Source organism: Nannocystis exedens (assembly GCF_002343915.1).
Lineage (GTDB): Bacteria > Myxococcota_A > Polyangia > Nannocystales > Nannocystaceae > Nannocystis > Nannocystis exedens.
The window spans coordinates 85,601-100,611 of the sequence record NZ_NETK01000001.1 but is presented as its reverse complement, the minus strand read 5'-3'; the positions used below and the strand labels follow the sequence as shown (position 1 = coordinate 100,611).

General features: G+C 74.7%; 9 protein-coding genes. 6 read left to right on the top strand and 3 right to left on the bottom strand.

The window, feature by feature from the left end:
- The first annotated feature begins 6 nt into the window (after positions 1-6).
- Positions 7-1,302, top strand: coding sequence for an alpha/beta hydrolase family protein (locus tag NAEX_RS00345; RefSeq protein ID WP_096325539.1), 1,296 nt, complete (start codon positions 7-9; stop codon positions 1,300-1,302).
- A gap of 336 nt (positions 1,303-1,638) precedes the next feature.
- The gene (locus NAEX_RS00340) at positions 1,639-2,697 is read left to right on the top strand and encodes a hypothetical protein (protein WP_143141270.1); all 1,059 of its coding nucleotides are present in this window, start codon (positions 1,639-1,641) and stop codon (positions 2,695-2,697) included.
- A gap of 94 nt (positions 2,698-2,791) precedes the next feature.
- Here NAEX_RS00340 and NAEX_RS00335 read toward each other — a convergent pair whose 3' ends face one another.
- Positions 2,792-4,135, bottom strand: a complete 1,344-nt coding sequence (locus NAEX_RS00335; RefSeq protein ID WP_143141269.1) for an NAD(P)/FAD-dependent oxidoreductase — start codon at positions 4,133-4,135, stop codon at positions 2,792-2,794.
- A gap of 997 nt (positions 4,136-5,132) precedes the next feature.
- Here NAEX_RS00335 and thrS point away from each other — a divergent pair.
- From thrS to NAEX_RS00315, 4 genes are all read left to right on the top strand, one after another.
- On the top strand, positions 5,133-6,353 hold the full coding sequence (gene thrS / locus NAEX_RS00330) for a threonine--tRNA ligase (protein WP_096325536.1): 1,221 nt from the start codon (positions 5,133-5,135) through the stop codon (positions 6,351-6,353).
- A gap of 582 nt (positions 6,354-6,935) precedes the next feature.
- Positions 6,936-8,006: a methyltransferase gene (locus NAEX_RS00325; protein ID WP_096325535.1), complete on the top strand. Its 1,071-nt coding sequence runs from the start codon at positions 6,936-6,938 to the stop codon at positions 8,004-8,006.
- Between the two features lie 98 nt (positions 8,007-8,104).
- Entirely contained in the window at positions 8,105-9,397 is a 1,293-nt protein-coding gene (locus NAEX_RS00320) for a M16 family metallopeptidase (RefSeq protein ID WP_096325534.1), read from the top strand.
- Between the two features lie 206 nt (positions 9,398-9,603).
- Entirely contained in the window at positions 9,604-10,890 is a 1,287-nt protein-coding gene (locus NAEX_RS00315) for a M16 family metallopeptidase (protein ID WP_143141268.1), read from the top strand.
- Positions 10,891-11,050: 160 nt separating this feature from the next.
- On the opposite strand, the gene NAEX_RS00310 is transcribed toward NAEX_RS00315, so the two are convergent.
- Entirely contained in the window at positions 11,051-12,346 is a 1,296-nt protein-coding gene (locus NAEX_RS00310; RefSeq protein ID WP_096325532.1) for an OmpA family protein, read from the bottom strand.
- Positions 12,347-12,538: 192 nt separating this feature from the next.
- A complete protein-coding gene (locus NAEX_RS00305) occupies positions 12,539-14,848 on the bottom strand; it encodes a PAS domain-containing hybrid sensor histidine kinase/response regulator (protein ID WP_096325531.1) in 2,310 nt (769 codons plus the stop codon).
- Positions 14,849-15,011: the final 163 nt, after the last annotated feature.

Sequence of the window (15,011 nt, the reverse complement as noted above, 5' to 3'; positions counted from 1 at the left end):
GGCGGCATGCGCCGCTTCGCTTCGCTTACTCTCCTCCTCGCCGCGTGCAGCACCGCGGCGGCCACCTCCGGTCCCGGCGAGAGCGCCGGCGGCAGCGACGGCGGGGACACGCAGATCTCGTCGACGACGGTCGAAGGACCGCCCGAATCGGGCGGGACCGAGGCCGGGACGGACACGCCGACGACCAGCGGCGGGACGACGGAGAGCGACAGCCTCGACCCGACCGGCACGGGGACCTCGGGCCAGGGGTCGCAGGACGACTACGACGCGCCCGGGGGGGCGCCGGTCGGCAACGCGACGTTCTCGGTGGTCGCCGGCGACCGCACGCTGCTGGTCGAGGCGTGGTACCCGGCCGACGTGTCGGCGCAGGCGGCCGCCGACGCCGGGCACCCGATCGCCGAGTTCGTGCCGGAGGGCCCGCAGCGCGAGATGATGGTGGCGCTGCTGGCCAAGCTGTCGGAGCACGGGCAGGTCGGCGTGCGCGAACAGACCCGCTCGGCGCGCGACGCCGCGTCGGCGGGCACGGGGCCGTACCCGCTGGTGATGTTCTCGCACTGCCACGGCTGCGTGCGCTTCTCGATGTTCACGCTCGCCGAGCACCTGGCCAGTTACGGGTTCGTGGTGGTCGCGCCCGACCACGCCGGCAACACGCTGTTCGACGAGCCGCAGGCGCCGCTCGACGAGGCGTTCCTGCAGGTCCGCGTGGCCGACCAGATCGCCGTGCTCGACGCGGTGCTCGACGCCGGCAACTCGGCGGTCCCCGCGGCGATCCGCGGCGCGATCGACCCGACCCGCATCGGCGCGATGGGGCACAGCTACGGGGCCGCGACGGCCGGGCGGCTGGCGCAGGAGGACGACCGGATCGTCGCCGCGCTGCCGATCGCGGCGCCGGTCCAGAACCCGATCTTCCCCGGCACGATGCTGGCGGCGATCGACGAGCCGCAGCTGTTCGTGCTCGCCGCCGAGGACAACAGCATCGGCAAGCTCGGCAACCAGCTCATCGAGTCGAACTTCGACGCCGCGGCCACGCCGGCCTACCTGGTGCGGATGAAGGACGCCGGCCACTGGGGCCCGACCGACATCTGCGGCCTGGCCGAGCAGTTCGACGCCGGCTGCGGCCCGGGCGCCCGCCAGACCGACGGCTCCGAGTTCGTCTACCTCGAGCCGCTGCAGGCGCGGGCGATCGTGGCCGCCTACGCGGTCGCGTTCTTCGACCTCCACCTGCGCGGCAACGCCTCGGCGCTCGAGTTCCTGCAGGCGCCGACGCCGCCCGAGGTGGTCGAGGTCGAGACGCGGCTGTAGCGGGGCGACTGGTTCGAGGGGCATGTCGTCAGAGGCATGCCCGAAAGGACATGGCAAGGAGGACATGGCGCGAGGGACATGGCGCCGAGGACACGAGGGATGGAGGCCATGCGGGGCGCTGCTCGGCGGCGCTCGCGAGGGGCGGCGCGGCTTGCCGCGAGGGAGCCGGCGCCGAGCGTGGGTGCGACGGACGAGCCGGGACGCCCGGAGACGTCCTCCTTGCGTCGGGGTGCGGGCGGGCAACGGCGTTCGCGGCGAGGACAGGGGGCGGGTTCGTCCGCGCGGGGCGGGCGGCGGGCCTTGTCCGGCGGGCCGGCGCGGGCCATGCTGCGGCGCATGGAATTCGCACGGCTCGCGGAGGCGCTCGGCGGCGAGACCCTGGCGGCGGACGCGGGCGGGCGCAGCGAGCTGGCGCCGTTCGTGCTGCGCTTCGGGACAGGTCCCGAGGTCCACGTGTATCCCGAGCTCGAGGAGGGCGCCTGCGTCGGCGCGGTGTTCGCGGTGCTGCGCGCGGACGCGGCCGAGACGCCGCGGATCGTGCTGCGGGCCGAGGACGCGCTCGACCGCGGCGGCAAGGCGGTCGGCCTCAACCGCGAGCTGCAGCTCGGCGACCCGGCGTTCGACGCGGCGGTCTACGTCGAGTCCGAGGCCCCCGACGCGCTCGTGGCCCGGGCGCTGGCCGATCCGGCCGCGCGCGCGGCCGCGGTGGCGCTGGTGCGCGGGCCGGCCCGCGAGGTCCAGCTCGGCGAGGGCCGCGTGACGGCGCGGCTGTCGGCGGCGCAGCTCGCCGAGACCTCGGTCGCGCAGGCGCTGGTGACGTCGCTGCGCGCGCTGGCGGCGGCGATGGCTGTCCCGAAGGACATGCCGACCCGCGGCGAGCTGGTGCGGCGGCGATCGGTCGGGCACATCTTCGTGATCGCGTTCGCGTGGCTGCTCACCCTCGGGCTGGCGGTGCTGCTGCGCCCGCCGCCGGTGCTGGCGTGGGGGCCGGTGTTCGGCGCGCTCGGGCTCGGCGCGCTGTTGTGGCTGGTGCTGCTGGTGCCGCTGGGGCTCGGCCTGCGCGGCGCGCCCGACTCGCTGCGGTGGTTCACGCTCAGCGCGGCGGCGTTCCTGCTGACGACGCCGTTCGCGGGGATGAAGCTGGCGCTGTGGGCCAACGCGGCGTTCGACCGCGGGCCCGAAGTGGCGACCCGCCTGCCGGCGCGGGTGGTCGACCGCAGCGAGACGCTGGTGCTGGTCGAGGTGGACGGGCTGGCGGCCGGCGGCCCGGCGACCCGCCTGGCTGTCCCGAACGACAGGGTCCTGGGGACATTGCCGAAGGCGCCGGGCTCGTTGATCCTGACGACGCGGCCCGGGGCGCTCGGCTGGCCGTGGCTGGTCGACCTGCGGCCGTGAGCGCGAGGGCGGCCGGGGGCGGGCGCCGCCGACGCTCGTCGGCTGCGAACATGGGTTCCGGGACATGTCGCATCGGGCATGTCCTTGGAGACAGTCATCGCTCGCGGCCGGGCAGCAGGGCCCGGCGCAGCACGCTCGGGTGGAACAGGGCGCTGCTCGGGCGCATCAGGTGCAGGACCTCGACCAGGCGCAGGTGGAGCTCGGGCGAGCGGGTGGCGGCGGCGAAGATCCGGTCGACGAAGCGGTGCATGACCTTGAGGCCAGGGGAGACCTTGCCGGTGGTCCCGGGCCAGCGCAGGTCGTCGCTGCTGGCGGTCATGAAGGCGGCGAGGTTGCCGGCGGCGAGGCGACGCTGGAAGCGCAGGCCGAACGGCTCGTCGGAACCCGCGCGCAGGGCGGCGTCGAGGGCGGTGGCGGCGACGGCGGCGACGCTCATGCCCTGGCCGTAGACCGGGTTGAGGGCGCAGGCGGCGTCGCCGAGGACGACGAAGCCGCCGGGCCAGCGGCGCAGCTTCTCGTAGTGGCGCAGGCGGTTCTCGGTCTTGCGGTAGCCGTGGATGGCGGAGCAGGGCGTGGCGCCGGCGAGGACGTCGCGCAGGGCGGGGGTCTCGAGCGCGCCGGCGAACTCGAGGAAGCCGGCCTCGTCGACCGGCGGGAACACGCCGCCGTAGCCGACGAGGGTGACGATGTGGCGCCCGCCCTCGACCGGATAGACGACCCCGCCGCGCGGGTTCTTGCCCGGCTTGCCCATGACGTAGAGGACCTTCCAGTCGGGCCGGGCGCGCAGCTCGTAGAGGCGGGTGGCGTAGCCGAGCTGGGCGTCGATGATGGTCTCGGGCGGCTCGAGGTAGCCGAGCGCGGCCAACCAGGTCGGCGCCCTGCTGGCGCGCCCGCCGGCGTCGACGACGAGGTCGGCGCGCAGCTCGTCGGCGGCGAGCTCGGGCGCGCCGCTGCGGCGGTGGACCTGCACGCCGACGATCCGCTCGCCGACCGCCTGCAGCCCGGTGACCTCGGCGCCGGAGTGGACGCGCACGCGCTCGTCGGCGACCAGAGCGGTGCGCAGGTGGTACTCGAGCAAGCCCCGGGTGCAGGCGCGCGAGCGCAGCGGCGAGGGGACCCGCGGCGCCTGGCCGAACGGGGTGTGCCAGGCGACGTCGCCCAGCCAGTCGATCTCGTGGGCGCCCGCCGCGGCGAGCGCGTCGCCGAGGCCGGGGAACTGCTCGCTCATGATCTGCCAGCCGCGCGTCAGCAGGACGTGGACGTGGTGGCTCTGCGGGGCGCCGGCCCGCGGCTCGGGCCCGGTCGGCAAGCTGTCGCGATCGAGGATGGTGACGCGCTCGAAGTGACGCGTGAGCACGCGGGCGGCGAGGAGGCCGGCGATCCCGGCGCCGACCACGATCGCGCGGCGAGGAGCCGGCGCGGAGCCTGATGTGGGCATGGCGCAGTGATACGACAGCGCGGCCACGCCCGGAAGCGGGCCCGCCCGCAGGCGGGGCGCGCGATCGCTCGCGTCCGCGGCAGGGGCTGGTCGAAAGGACAGGTCGCGCGGCGATCGGCAGCGGGGCGCCGTGAGGCGGAGGCGCCCGCCGGACGGGCGCGCTCGGCCGCGGCCCGAGGAGAGGGCGAGCTGTCCGAAGGAACATGTGCCGTGCGGTCTGCGCCGGCGGTGCGCGGGGCGGCGGACGTCGGCGGGGCGATCGCCGCGCCGGGTGGCCGGCTGGCCGAAGAGACATGTCGGGGCGGGCGGCGGCGAGGCGCGCGGCCACCGGGTCGCGGCCGGCCGAGGAGGCCCGTCACGGTGGGCCGGAGCGGCGAGCCTCGTCGCGGAGGCCCGCGGCCGGGTGGCGGCTGGCCCAGGAGACACGGGATGATGGGTCGCGGCGGCGCGGCGCTCGTCGCGGAGAACCCCGGTCGTCCGCGGCCGGGTCGCGGCCCTGGCTCTCGCGGGGGCGGGAACGCCCGCGAGCGCGGGCGCGACCGGGCTGTCTGAAGAGACATGTTCGGACGAGCCCGAGGAACGGCGAGCGAACGGCGTGCCGAGGGCGCGGCGCGAGATGTCCGAAGGGGCAGGTCGTCGCGGCGGACCGGTGATCGGCGGCACACGGCGCGATCGTTGCCGCGGCGTGGAGCACGTCGTGATCGCAATCGCAGGTGTGGGCAGTGCCGGCATTCGCGTGCCGGGGGCCCACGAGCTTCCGCACGATCGTTCGCCTTGACCGCCTCGCAGGCCGCGTGTATCCCCAAATTCGATGCTCCGGCGCGCCACCACCGCGACCACTACCACCACCCTTCCGGGTGGGGTCGGTCGCGTGCGCGTGCGCTGAGAGTCTCTCGAAGACACGCCCCGCGAAGCCCCGCCCGAGCCGGCGGGGCTTTTGCGCGCATGGTGGCGTCGCTCCGTCCGGCCGGCCCTTTCCACCCCGGAGACCGCCGCCATGAGCCACGACATCAGCCCCCATTCCGTCCTCGACGCCCACGACCACCGCGCCCTCGGCCCGCGCCTCGGCCTGTTCCACCTGCAGGAAGAGGCGCCGGCGATGGTGTTCTGGCACCCGCGCGGCTTGATCCTGGCCCGCGCGCTCGAAGACGCGGCCCGCCGGCGCGCGAGCGCCGACGGCTATCGAGAGGTCCGCACGCCGCAATTGCTCAGACAGCCGATCTGGGAGAAGAGCGGCCACTGGCAGCACTTCCGCCACGGAATGTTCGCAGTCGCCGACGAGGGCTGCGGCGCGGCGCTGAAGCCGGTGAGCTGTCCGGGGCACATCCAGATCGCCCAGCGCAGCGCGCTGTCGTACCGCGACCTCCCGCTGCGCCTGTGCGAGTTCGGGCTGTGCCACCGCGACGAGCCGAGCGGGACGCTGCACGGGCTGTTCCGCCTGCGCCAGTTCACGCAGGACGACGGCCACGTGTTCTGCGCGGAGGAGCAGATCGCGGCCGAGATCGTGCGATTTTGCCAGGGGGCCCGCAAGTTCTACGCGGGCTTCGGGTTCGACGAATTCGCGGTCGGGCTGTCGACGCGCCCGCCGGAGCGGGTCGGCGACGACGCGCTGTGGGACCGCGCCGAGGCCCAGCTGGCGGCGGCCGCGAGCGAGGCGGGGCTCGAGTACGCGGTGCAGCCGGGCGAGGGGGCGTTCTACGGGCCCAAGCTCGAGTTCTCGCTGCGCGACCGCCTCGGCCGCTCGTGGCAGTGCGGGACGATCCAGCTCGACTTCAACCTGCCGGAGCGCTTCGGGCTGCATTACATCGACGAGCACGGCCAGCGCCGCCGGCCGGCGATGCTGCACCGGGCGATCTACGGCAGCCTCGAGCGCTTCCTGGCGATCGTGCTCGAGCACCACGCGGGGGCCCTGCCGGCCTGGCTGGCGCCCGTGCAGGTGGTGGTGGCGCCGGTGGCCCCGGCCCAGCAAGCAGCCGCAGAGGCGATGGTGGCCGAGCTGCGCGCGGCGGGGATCCGGGTCGAGCTCGACGACCGCCGCGAGACGCTGGCCCGCCGGGTCGCCGAGGCCCACGCGCAGGGAGTACCGATGCTCGCGGTGATCGGCGCGCGCGAGGCGAGCAGCGAGGCGGTGACGCTGCGCAGCCGCGAGGTCCAGCAGGTGCTGCCGCGGGCGCAGGCGGTGGCGCAGATCGCGAGGGACTGCGCGCCGCCGGTGTGAGGCGCGGAGCCGCGGCCCGGGCCGTGGGCCGCGCGAGCGGATGGATTCACGCGAATCGACGCAGGTGCGAGCGATCCAGGATTGGCGCGAGCGTCCCGTTCGGTCGATTCGCCGTCGCTCGCACGGACCATGCGTCGCGCACGACCTCCGCCGATGGGCGGCTCCGCGACGAATGGGCCGAGGACGTCGAGATCGGCATCGACACCGGGCTGACGCGCGGCCGCCGAACGCCGTGCGCCGTGGCGTCGGAGCATGTCCTCCAGAACATGCTCACAAGGACATGCTGTCCGCTCGCGGCGGTCCGGCGTCGGCCCGGCGAGAGCCGCGTGAATGAGGTGTCGAGAACGGCAGCGCGGCCCTTCGAATTCGACGGTCTCGGCGCCCGAGGGAGATCGCCCGGGCCGAACGCGGCGGCGGCCGGGCGCCCGGGCCGCCGCCGGGCGCGAGGGACCGGCTCGCTGCGAGGCTGGGGCCCCGTAGCCGCGGGTCTGGGTGCGGGCGCGGGGCGAAAGCGCGCGCCGCGCTCCGGGCCATCGGGGCCTCGTCGGCGGGGCCGCGGTGAGCGAAAGTCGGGCCCTCGGCATGTCCGTAAACGTCCCCAAGCCCATCACCGCGCTCGAGGCGCTGGAGCGCGCGCAGTGGATCGCGTTCGCGCCGTTCGTGTTTCAGGCCGCCCGCGTGCTGCGCGACCGCGGGATCCTCCTCGCCATCGAGCGCAGCCGGGAGGGCCTCACGCTCGAGGAGGTCGCGGCAACGGCGGAGCTGCCGATCTACGGCACGCGGGTGGTGCTCGAGGCGGGGCTCGGGATCGGGCTCGTGACCGAGGTCGACGGCCGCTATCGGATCACCAAGACCGGCGTGTACGTGCAGCACGATCCGATGACGCGCGCCAACTTCGACTTCACCCGCGACGTGAATTACCACGGCATCGCCGCGCTCGACGCGGCGGTGGCGTCGGGCAAGCCGGAGGGGCTCAAGGTGTTCGGCGAGTGGCCGACGGTGTACGCCGGGCTTTCGCAATTGCCGGAGTCGGTGCGAAAGTCGTGGTTCCAGTTCGACCACTATTACTCCGACGGGGCGTTCGGGGCGGCGCTGCCGCTGGTGTTCGCGGGCAAGCCGAAGCGGCTGCTCGACATCGGCGGCAACACCGGCAAGTGGGCGGCGGCGTGCATGAAGCACGACCCGGACGTCGAGGTGACGCTGATGGACCTGCCGGGGCAGCTCCGCAACGCCGAGCAGAACCTGCGCGAGGCGGGGCTGCTGGCGCGGGCGCGCTTCCACGAGGCGGACCTGCTCGACGAGCGCTCGGCGATCCCGACCGGCTTCGACGCGATCTGGATGAGCCAGTTCCTCGACTGCTTCTCCGAGGCCGAGATCGTGTCGATCCTGCGCCGCTGCGTCGCGGCGGCCGGGCCGAATTGCAAGATCTACATCCTCGAGGCGTTCTGGGACCGCCAGCGCTTCGAGGCCGCGAGCTTCTGCCTGCAGATGACGTCGCTCTACTTCACGGCGATCGCCAACGGCACCAGCCAGATGTACCGCTCGACGACGTTCCTCGCGTGCGTGCACGCGGCCGGCCTCGAGGTCGAGCGCGAGCACGACGACCTCGGGGTCAGCCACACGCTGCTGGTGTGCCGCCCGCGGCCGATGTGATCCGCGAGCAGCCTCGCGTGACCCGCGGGTGAGGACGGCGCCCGCGTCCGATCGGCGACCGCGGCGCCGCGGCGCGGGCTCGCGGTACGTTGACGGCGATGCTCGCCGCCGTGCTCGCGCTGCTCGCCGCCCCGGTCGTGACGCCGGGGCAGGACGCTCACTACCGGCTCGACAACGGGCTCGAGGTGATCCTCCGCCACGACCGGCGAGCGCCGCTGGTGGCGGTGCGACTGCGCGTCCACGCCGGCAGCGTCGACGACCCGCGCGGTCGCAGCGGGCTGGCCCACGTGGTCGAGCACGTGGCCCACGAGGGCTCGACGCACGTCGATCGCGGCCGGCGCGAGACCCTCGAGTATGTGCTGTCGGCCCACGCGAACAACGCCGAGACCGGGTTCTATTCGACGGAGTACTATTATACCGCGCCGGCGCAGGCGACCGAGCACGTGCTGTGGATCGAGGCCGATCGCCTGGGCTTCGTGCGCGGGCAGCACGGCGAGCCGACGCTCGCGGGCGTGCGGCGGATCGTGCTCAACGAGCGCCGGCAGCGGGCCGAGCAAGATCCGCTGGCCCGGCTCGAGATCCAGGCGCTGGCGGCGTTGTTCCCGGCGGGGCACCCGTACCACGGGGCGATCATCGGCAGCGCCGAAGACCTGGCAGCGGCGACGATCGCCGACGTCGACGCGTTCCTCGGCGAGCATGTCCATCCGGGCAACGCGACGCTGGTGCTGGTCGGCGATCTGCCGGCCGAGACGCCGGCGTGGATCGAGCGGCACTTCGGCGGCCTGCCGGCGCAGCCGCGGCCGGCGGCGCGCACGGTGCCGCGAGTGACGCGGCCCCGCGAGCTGCGGATCGCGGCCGAGCAGCCGGTCGGCGCGGCGCCGGCGGTGCTGATGGCATGGCCGTCGCCGGCGCTCGACGAGGACGGCGACGCGGCCGCGGACGTGCTCGCCGAGGCGCTGGAGCGCGGCGGGTACGTCCGCCTGGCGCGCGCGGAGGGTCCGCCGGAGGCGGCCGAGTTCCAGGCGACGCAGCGCAGCCTGCCGCATCAGTCGGTGTTCTTCGTGCGGGTGATCGGCCGCGTCGGCGGCGAACCGACGCGCCTGGTCGCCGAGGTCGATCGCGTGCTCTCGCAAGTGGCCGCGGGAGCGCTGGCCGAGCCTGCGGTGCGACGCGCGCGGCTGCGGCTCGCGCGAGCGCATCGCAGCGCGCAGCAGGACCTGCAGGACCGCGCGGCGCTGCTGGCCGCGGAGGCGGCCGCGGGCAAGCGGCTCGGAGGCGGGCAGGACGTCGACGAGTGGATGGCGGTGACGCCCGCGGAGGTGGCCCGCTTCGCCCGCGAGGCGCTGCGGCCCGAGGCGCGCGTGGCCGTGCTGGCGGAGGGCGAGCGATGAGGGCCGGGCGAAGCACGGCGGCAGGCCGGTCGCGCCGAGGCGCTGGCACGACGGACGGATCGCAGCGCGCTTCGTCGCGGCTGGCATGGTCCGCGACCGGTGCTCGCGGGCGGGGCGCGAGGACGCGGCGAGGCGCCTGGTCGCTGGCGGCGGTCCTCCTGAGCGCGTGCGCGGGCAATCAGTCGTGGCGTCACACGCCGCCGGAGGTGCCGACGACCGCGCCGGCAGTGGTCGCGCCGCGGCTCGAGCGGCTCGGGCCGTCGCTGCTGCACGTGCGGCGGGCGGGCCCGACGACGGCGATCGGGCTGGTCTTGCGGACAGGTGCGGAGGTCGACCCGCCGCTGGCGAGCTTCACCCTCGAGCTGCTGGCTCGCGGGCGCGACCGGGCGGTCGAGGACGCGCTCGGCGAGTACGGCGGGGCGATCGAGGTGGTGTGGCTCGCGGACGGGGCGCTGCTGCAGGTCGAGGTCGAGGCGTCGGCGTGGCGCGAGGCGCTGGGGCTCTTGACGGCGGCGGTGCGCAGCGCGGCGCTCACGGGCGAGGACGTCGAGGCGCTGCGGCGCGAGCGGCTGGCCGCCTTGCAGCGGCGTGACGGCGATCCGGCGGCGCGCGGGCTGCACCTGCTGCAGCGGCGCCTGGCCCCGAGCCTCGACCCGCTCGGGGAGGCGCGCAGGGCGGCGAGCTGGTCGATCGAACATGTCCGAAAGGCGCAGGAGCAGTGGTTGCGGGCGGCCCGACCGGCGCTGGTGGTGGTCGGGGAGGCGCCGCGGGCCGAGCTCGCGCGGGCGGCCGCGAGCGCGCTGGGGGAGTGGCCGGGGCCGGCCGCGGCGCGGACGCTCGCGCCGGAGTCCGACGCGCAGGAGGGCCGCCTCGTCCTCCCCGTGCCGCGCCGCGAGGTGCTGGTGGTGCCGCGACCAGGGTTGGCCCAGACGGCGATCCTGGTGGGTCGGACGATCCCCGGCGACGCCGACGCGCTGGCGCTCGAGCTGGCGTCGGCCGTGGTCGGCTCGGCCCTGCGCGAGGTGCTGCGCCGCGATCGCGGCGACACCTACAGCGTGGCGGTGAGCCACGCGCCGGCGCGGCGCGGCGGGCTCCTGGCGATCGAGACGCAGGTCGAGGCGGCCGCCACCGGCGCGTCGCTGCGGGCGATGTTCTCGCAGCTCAAGTCGGCGCAGGGCCGCTTCCTGACCGGCGATCTGCTGCGCCTGCTCGGCCGCGCGTTTCAGGTCGAGCGCATGCTGGGGCAGCAGCGCCTGTCGGCGGTCGTCGAGGGGGTGGCGCGCCTGCACGTCGCGGGGCGGCCCGACGACGCGCTCGCGGCCGAGCTGCGCCGGCTCGGCGGCGTGCGCGACGACGACGTCGAGAGCGCGCTGTCGAAGTGGTTCGCGCCGGAGGCGATGCAGGTGGTGCTGGTCGGCGATCCCGGGACGATCCGCGCCCAGGTCGAGCCGCTCGGCCTCGGGCCGCTCCAGGTGATCGACGACGCGCGCTGAGGCGCGTCGCAGGGCGGGCGCTCGGGACATGCCCTTCTGGTCATGTCTTCACGGGCATTTCTTGAGAGGCATGTCCTCAAGAACATGTACGGAATTGCGCGAGCCGGGCGCCCCGACCTCGGGGCGCCCGGCTCGCGTGAGGACGCAGCGCTCGCGCGGCTCACGACTTCGGCGGCAGGACGCGGAGGGCGATCCGGCGGTTCTGCGCGCGGCCCTCCTCGGTGCTGTTGGAGGCGATCGGGTGCTGCTCGCCGTAGCCCTCGGTCTCGATGCGGTCGCCGGAGACGCCGCGGGCGACCAACTCCTTCTTCACGGTGTCGGCCCGCTCCTGCGACAGCTTGAGGTTGGCGTTCGGGTCGCCGGTGTTGTCGGTGTACCCGCCGATCTTGATGTGCACGCCGGGGTAGGCCTTGAGGATCGCGGCGAGGTTCTCGAGCTGCTCGTTCGAGCCGGGGGCCAGCGTCGGTGCGTCGGTGTCGAACACCAGGCGGTCGAACTCGAACCAGTTCTGGTCGTCGTACCTGGCGTCCTTGGTGCGCAGGAAGGCGAGCAGCCTGGCCTCGACCCCGTTCTCGGCGAACCGCAGCTCGCGGTTGACCTCGGCGACGTGGACCGACTTGAGCTCCGGCTCGGCCCTCGCGGGCGGGGGCGGGGTGGCGGGCTTGCTCGCGGGCGGCGGGGGCGGCGTGGGCGGAGGCGTGCGTGTGGCGACGGCCGCGGGGGTCTCGTAGCGCGTGGCGGCGGTGTCGACCTGCTGGTCCGTCCGGCGCCCGCCGACGAACCACCAGGCGAGCAGGGCCAGCGGCAGCAGGGCCAGCGGGATGGCCCACCAGGGCGGCCGCTTGGGCTCGATGACCGCGGGATGCGGCAGGTGAGGCACCTGCGGCTCGGGCTCGCGGACGACGTCGTAGATCTGCGCGCGGCCGATCACGCCCGCCATCGCCGGCGGCACGGCGTTCATGATCTCGCTCTGGTTGCCGAGCAGCGCCTGCCCGAGCGAGCCGACCGTCATGCCGCCGCCGCGCACCAGGCCGCCGACCGCCCGCAGCACGAGCGGCGCCGCCAGGCTCATCAAGGAGGCGGCCGCGGGGGTGCCGAGGCCGGCGTGACGCGCCAGGCCGCTGATCACGTCGTCCGTGCGGCCGCCGAACAGACTCGACATCAAGCGGCTGCCGAGGTCGCGCGCGCGCGTGGCCTCGGCGGCGCCGCTGAGCAGACGCGCCGGGTCGTCGAGCGCCGGGCTGGCGAGCGCCGGGTCCTGGGCCATGTTGAAGAATTCGCCGAGCAACAGCGGATCGCGGGCTTTGTTGGTCAGACCGGCGAGCATGGCCGAGCCCGCGGCGCCCAGCCCCTTCGTCGCCGCCGCGCTCGAGATCCCGAGGGCGGACGCGGCGCCGTTGACGATGCCGCCGGAGGTCAGCGCGTCGCGAACTGTGTCTGTCAGAGAAATCGTCATGGTGGTCCTTTCGAGTCCGCGCGAAAGAGTACCCAGGTCGCGCGATGCGACAACCCGACGCTGCTGCCGTCCGCCGCGCTCCCGGCCGCCGCCGCCGGCGCCGCCCGCCCGGGCGGGTCATCACAATGACTCCAAGGACATGTTCGAAAGGATATGTGGCAAGCCCGTCCGCCGCGGCGACCCGCGGCGCGCTCACGCGGTCGCCGGCTCGCCGTCGAGGATCCGCCGGACCAGGCCGACGAGGGCCTCGCCGGTGAACGGCTTGGCGATGAAGCTGGCGGCCGCGTCGAGCTCGGCGGCGGCCTGCATGGCGCGCTCGGGCGAGCCGCTCATGAACAGGACGCGCAGGCCGGGGCAGCGGGCGGCGATCCGCTGGGCCAGGTTGGCGCCGGTGGTCCACGGCATCACGAGGTCGGTGACGAGCAGGTCGATCGCGCCGCCGCTGCGCTCGCAGATCAGCAGCGCCTCGGCGGCGTCGGCGGCCGTCAGCACGCGGTAGCCCGCCGCCCCGAGCACGCGCAGCACGAGGCGTCGCACCGGCTCGCTGTCCTCGACGAGCAGGATGGTCTCGCCGCCCGGCGCGCGCGGCTGCGGCGCGGGCGCCTTCGACGGCCGGCGCGGCAGCGGCTCCTGGTCGCGCGGGAAGTAGATCCGGAAGGTCGTGCCGCGGCCCGGCTGGCTGTCGACGACGATCGCGCCGCCGGCCTGACGGACGATGCCGTAGACGATCGCCAGCCCCATGCCGGTGCCGAGGCCGGGCGGCTTGGTGGTGAAGAACGGCTCGAAGATCCGCGCCCGCGTCGCCTCGTCCATGCCGCTGCCGTCGTCGCGCACGGTCATGACGACGCGCGGGCCGGGCGGCAGGTCGAGGTGGACGCCGTCGTCGTCGCCGGCCTCGAGCGTGGCGGTGGCGATGACGACGCGGCCGCCGACGCGGGTGGCGTCGCGGGCGTTGATGACGAGGTTGACGAGCAGCTGATCGATGTGGCCGGGACCGATCCGCACCGGACACGGCGCGCCGGCCAGCGAGATCGTCAAGGTCCGCTCCTCGCCGAGCAGGCGGACGAGCATGCCGCGGAGCTCGTCGATCTTGGCCCCGAGATCGATCACCTCGGGCGCGACGATGTCGCGGCGGCCGAAGGAGAGGAGCTGCTGCGTGAGCGCGGCGGCCCGCTCGCTGGCCTTGCGGATCTCCTCGAGGTCGGCGACGTCCGAGCCGGTGGCCTTGTTGGCGGCGGCGCTCTTCTCGAGCATGCCGGTGTAGCTCAGGATCACGGTGAGGAGGTTGTTGAAGTCGTGGGCGACGCCGGCCGCCATGCGCCCGAGCACCTCCATCTTCTGCGCCTCCTGGAAGCGCCGCTCGAGGTGGCGCTCGCGGGTGACGTCGACGACGTGGGTGAGCACGAGGTCCGGGGGGACGAAGCCGAACGAGACGACGTAGATCGCGGCCGAGCGGTCGGGCCTGGCGATCTCGACCTCGCGGCGGAGGGCGCCCTCGCCGGCGACGCAGGTCCGCATGGCGTCGACGAGCTCGGGTCGGTCGGGCAGCAGCTCGGCGAGGCTGCGCCCGACCCACGCGGGGACGTGGCCGTCGCTAAGGGTGAAGGCGGCCCGGTTGTGGTCGACGAGCACGAAGGTGTCGCCGCGCTGCTGCCAGCACACGGTGGCGATCGGCAGGCGCTCGTAGAGCTCGCGGGCGTGGCGCTCGCTGGCCCGCAGCGCGTCGATCATGCCGGCCCGCTCGGCCAGGGCGCCGATCCGGCCGGCGATGACGTGCAGCATCTCCTGCTCCTCGCGCAGGAAGTAGCGCGCGCACGGGACGTCGGAGTCGGCGATCCGGCACACCTCGAGCACGCCGGCGGCCCGGCCGCCGACGTTGATCGGGGCCGACTGGCGGCACGGGTCGGCGGCGAAGCGCGACGAGGTGTAGACGCGGTCGCCGAGCTGGATCCGCGCCGCGACCTCGCGCGGGTAGCAGTAGCCGCGCGGGATCCGGTCGGCGATCTGCCACAGCGCCTCGTCGAGCGTGAGCTCGTCGCCGGCGATCGACGAGACCTCGTAGAGCAGCTCGAGCTCCTTGATCCGCTCGCGCAGGTCGTGCTCGGCGCGCCGCAGCGGCGAGATGTCGGTGACGAAGCCCTCGAGCACGGCGGCGTTGCCTTCGCCGCCCAGCAGTCGGCCGTGTTCCCACACGTGCTTGAGGCGGCCGGCGCGGTCGCGGATCCGGTACTCGACTGTGAACGACTGGCCGGCGGCGACCGCCGTCTCGACGGCCGCCTCGACGGCGCGTCGATCCATGGGAATGATGAGATCGGCGTAGGCCCGCCGCTCGCTCGCCAGCAATTCGTCGGGGCGATAGCCGGTCAGCTCGAGCGCGCCGGCGCTGACGTAATCGAGCGTCCAGGCGCGGTCGGCCCGGCAGCGGTAGACCATCCCCGGCAGGCTGTCGATCAGCGCCGCGGGGTCGCACGGAGCGCCGACGTGTCCCTCGGATTCGGGCATACGTGCCTCAGCATAGCGGACGGGCCGCGCGTCTTCTCGTCCGCGAGCCGACGGCGAAGCCGCGACCCGGTTGACGCCGTTCGTGGCGCGGCGGCCGCGACACCTGATTCAAGGGATAGGTCCCGCGAAAGACTGCGGTCATTCGTCCGCGCGTCGTCGCCGC

Bases quoted from the DNA above. Each gene is read 5' to 3' on its own strand.
- thrS (WP_096325536.1), top strand. From the start codon at position 5,133: ATGAGCCACGACATCAGCCCCCATTCCGTCCTCGACGCCCACGACCAC.
- NAEX_RS00305 (WP_096325531.1), bottom strand. From the start codon at position 14,848: ATGCCCGAATCCGAGGGACACGTCGGCGCTCCGTGCGACCCCGCGGCG.
- NAEX_RS00325 (WP_096325535.1), top strand. From the start codon at position 6,936: ATGTCCGTAAACGTCCCCAAGCCCATCACCGCGCTCGAGGCGCTGGAG.
- NAEX_RS00340 (WP_143141270.1), top strand. From the start codon at position 1,639: ATGGAATTCGCACGGCTCGCGGAGGCGCTCGGCGGCGAGACCCTGGCG.
- NAEX_RS00320 (WP_096325534.1), top strand. From the start codon at position 8,105: ATGCTCGCCGCCGTGCTCGCGCTGCTCGCCGCCCCGGTCGTGACGCCG.
- NAEX_RS00345 (WP_096325539.1), top strand. From the start codon at position 7: ATGCGCCGCTTCGCTTCGCTTACTCTCCTCCTCGCCGCGTGCAGCACC.
- NAEX_RS00310 (WP_096325532.1), bottom strand. From the start codon at position 12,346: ATGACGATTTCTCTGACAGACACAGTTCGCGACGCGCTGACCTCCGGC.
- NAEX_RS00335 (WP_143141269.1), bottom strand. From the start codon at position 4,135: ATGCCCACATCAGGCTCCGCGCCGGCTCCTCGCCGCGCGATCGTGGTC.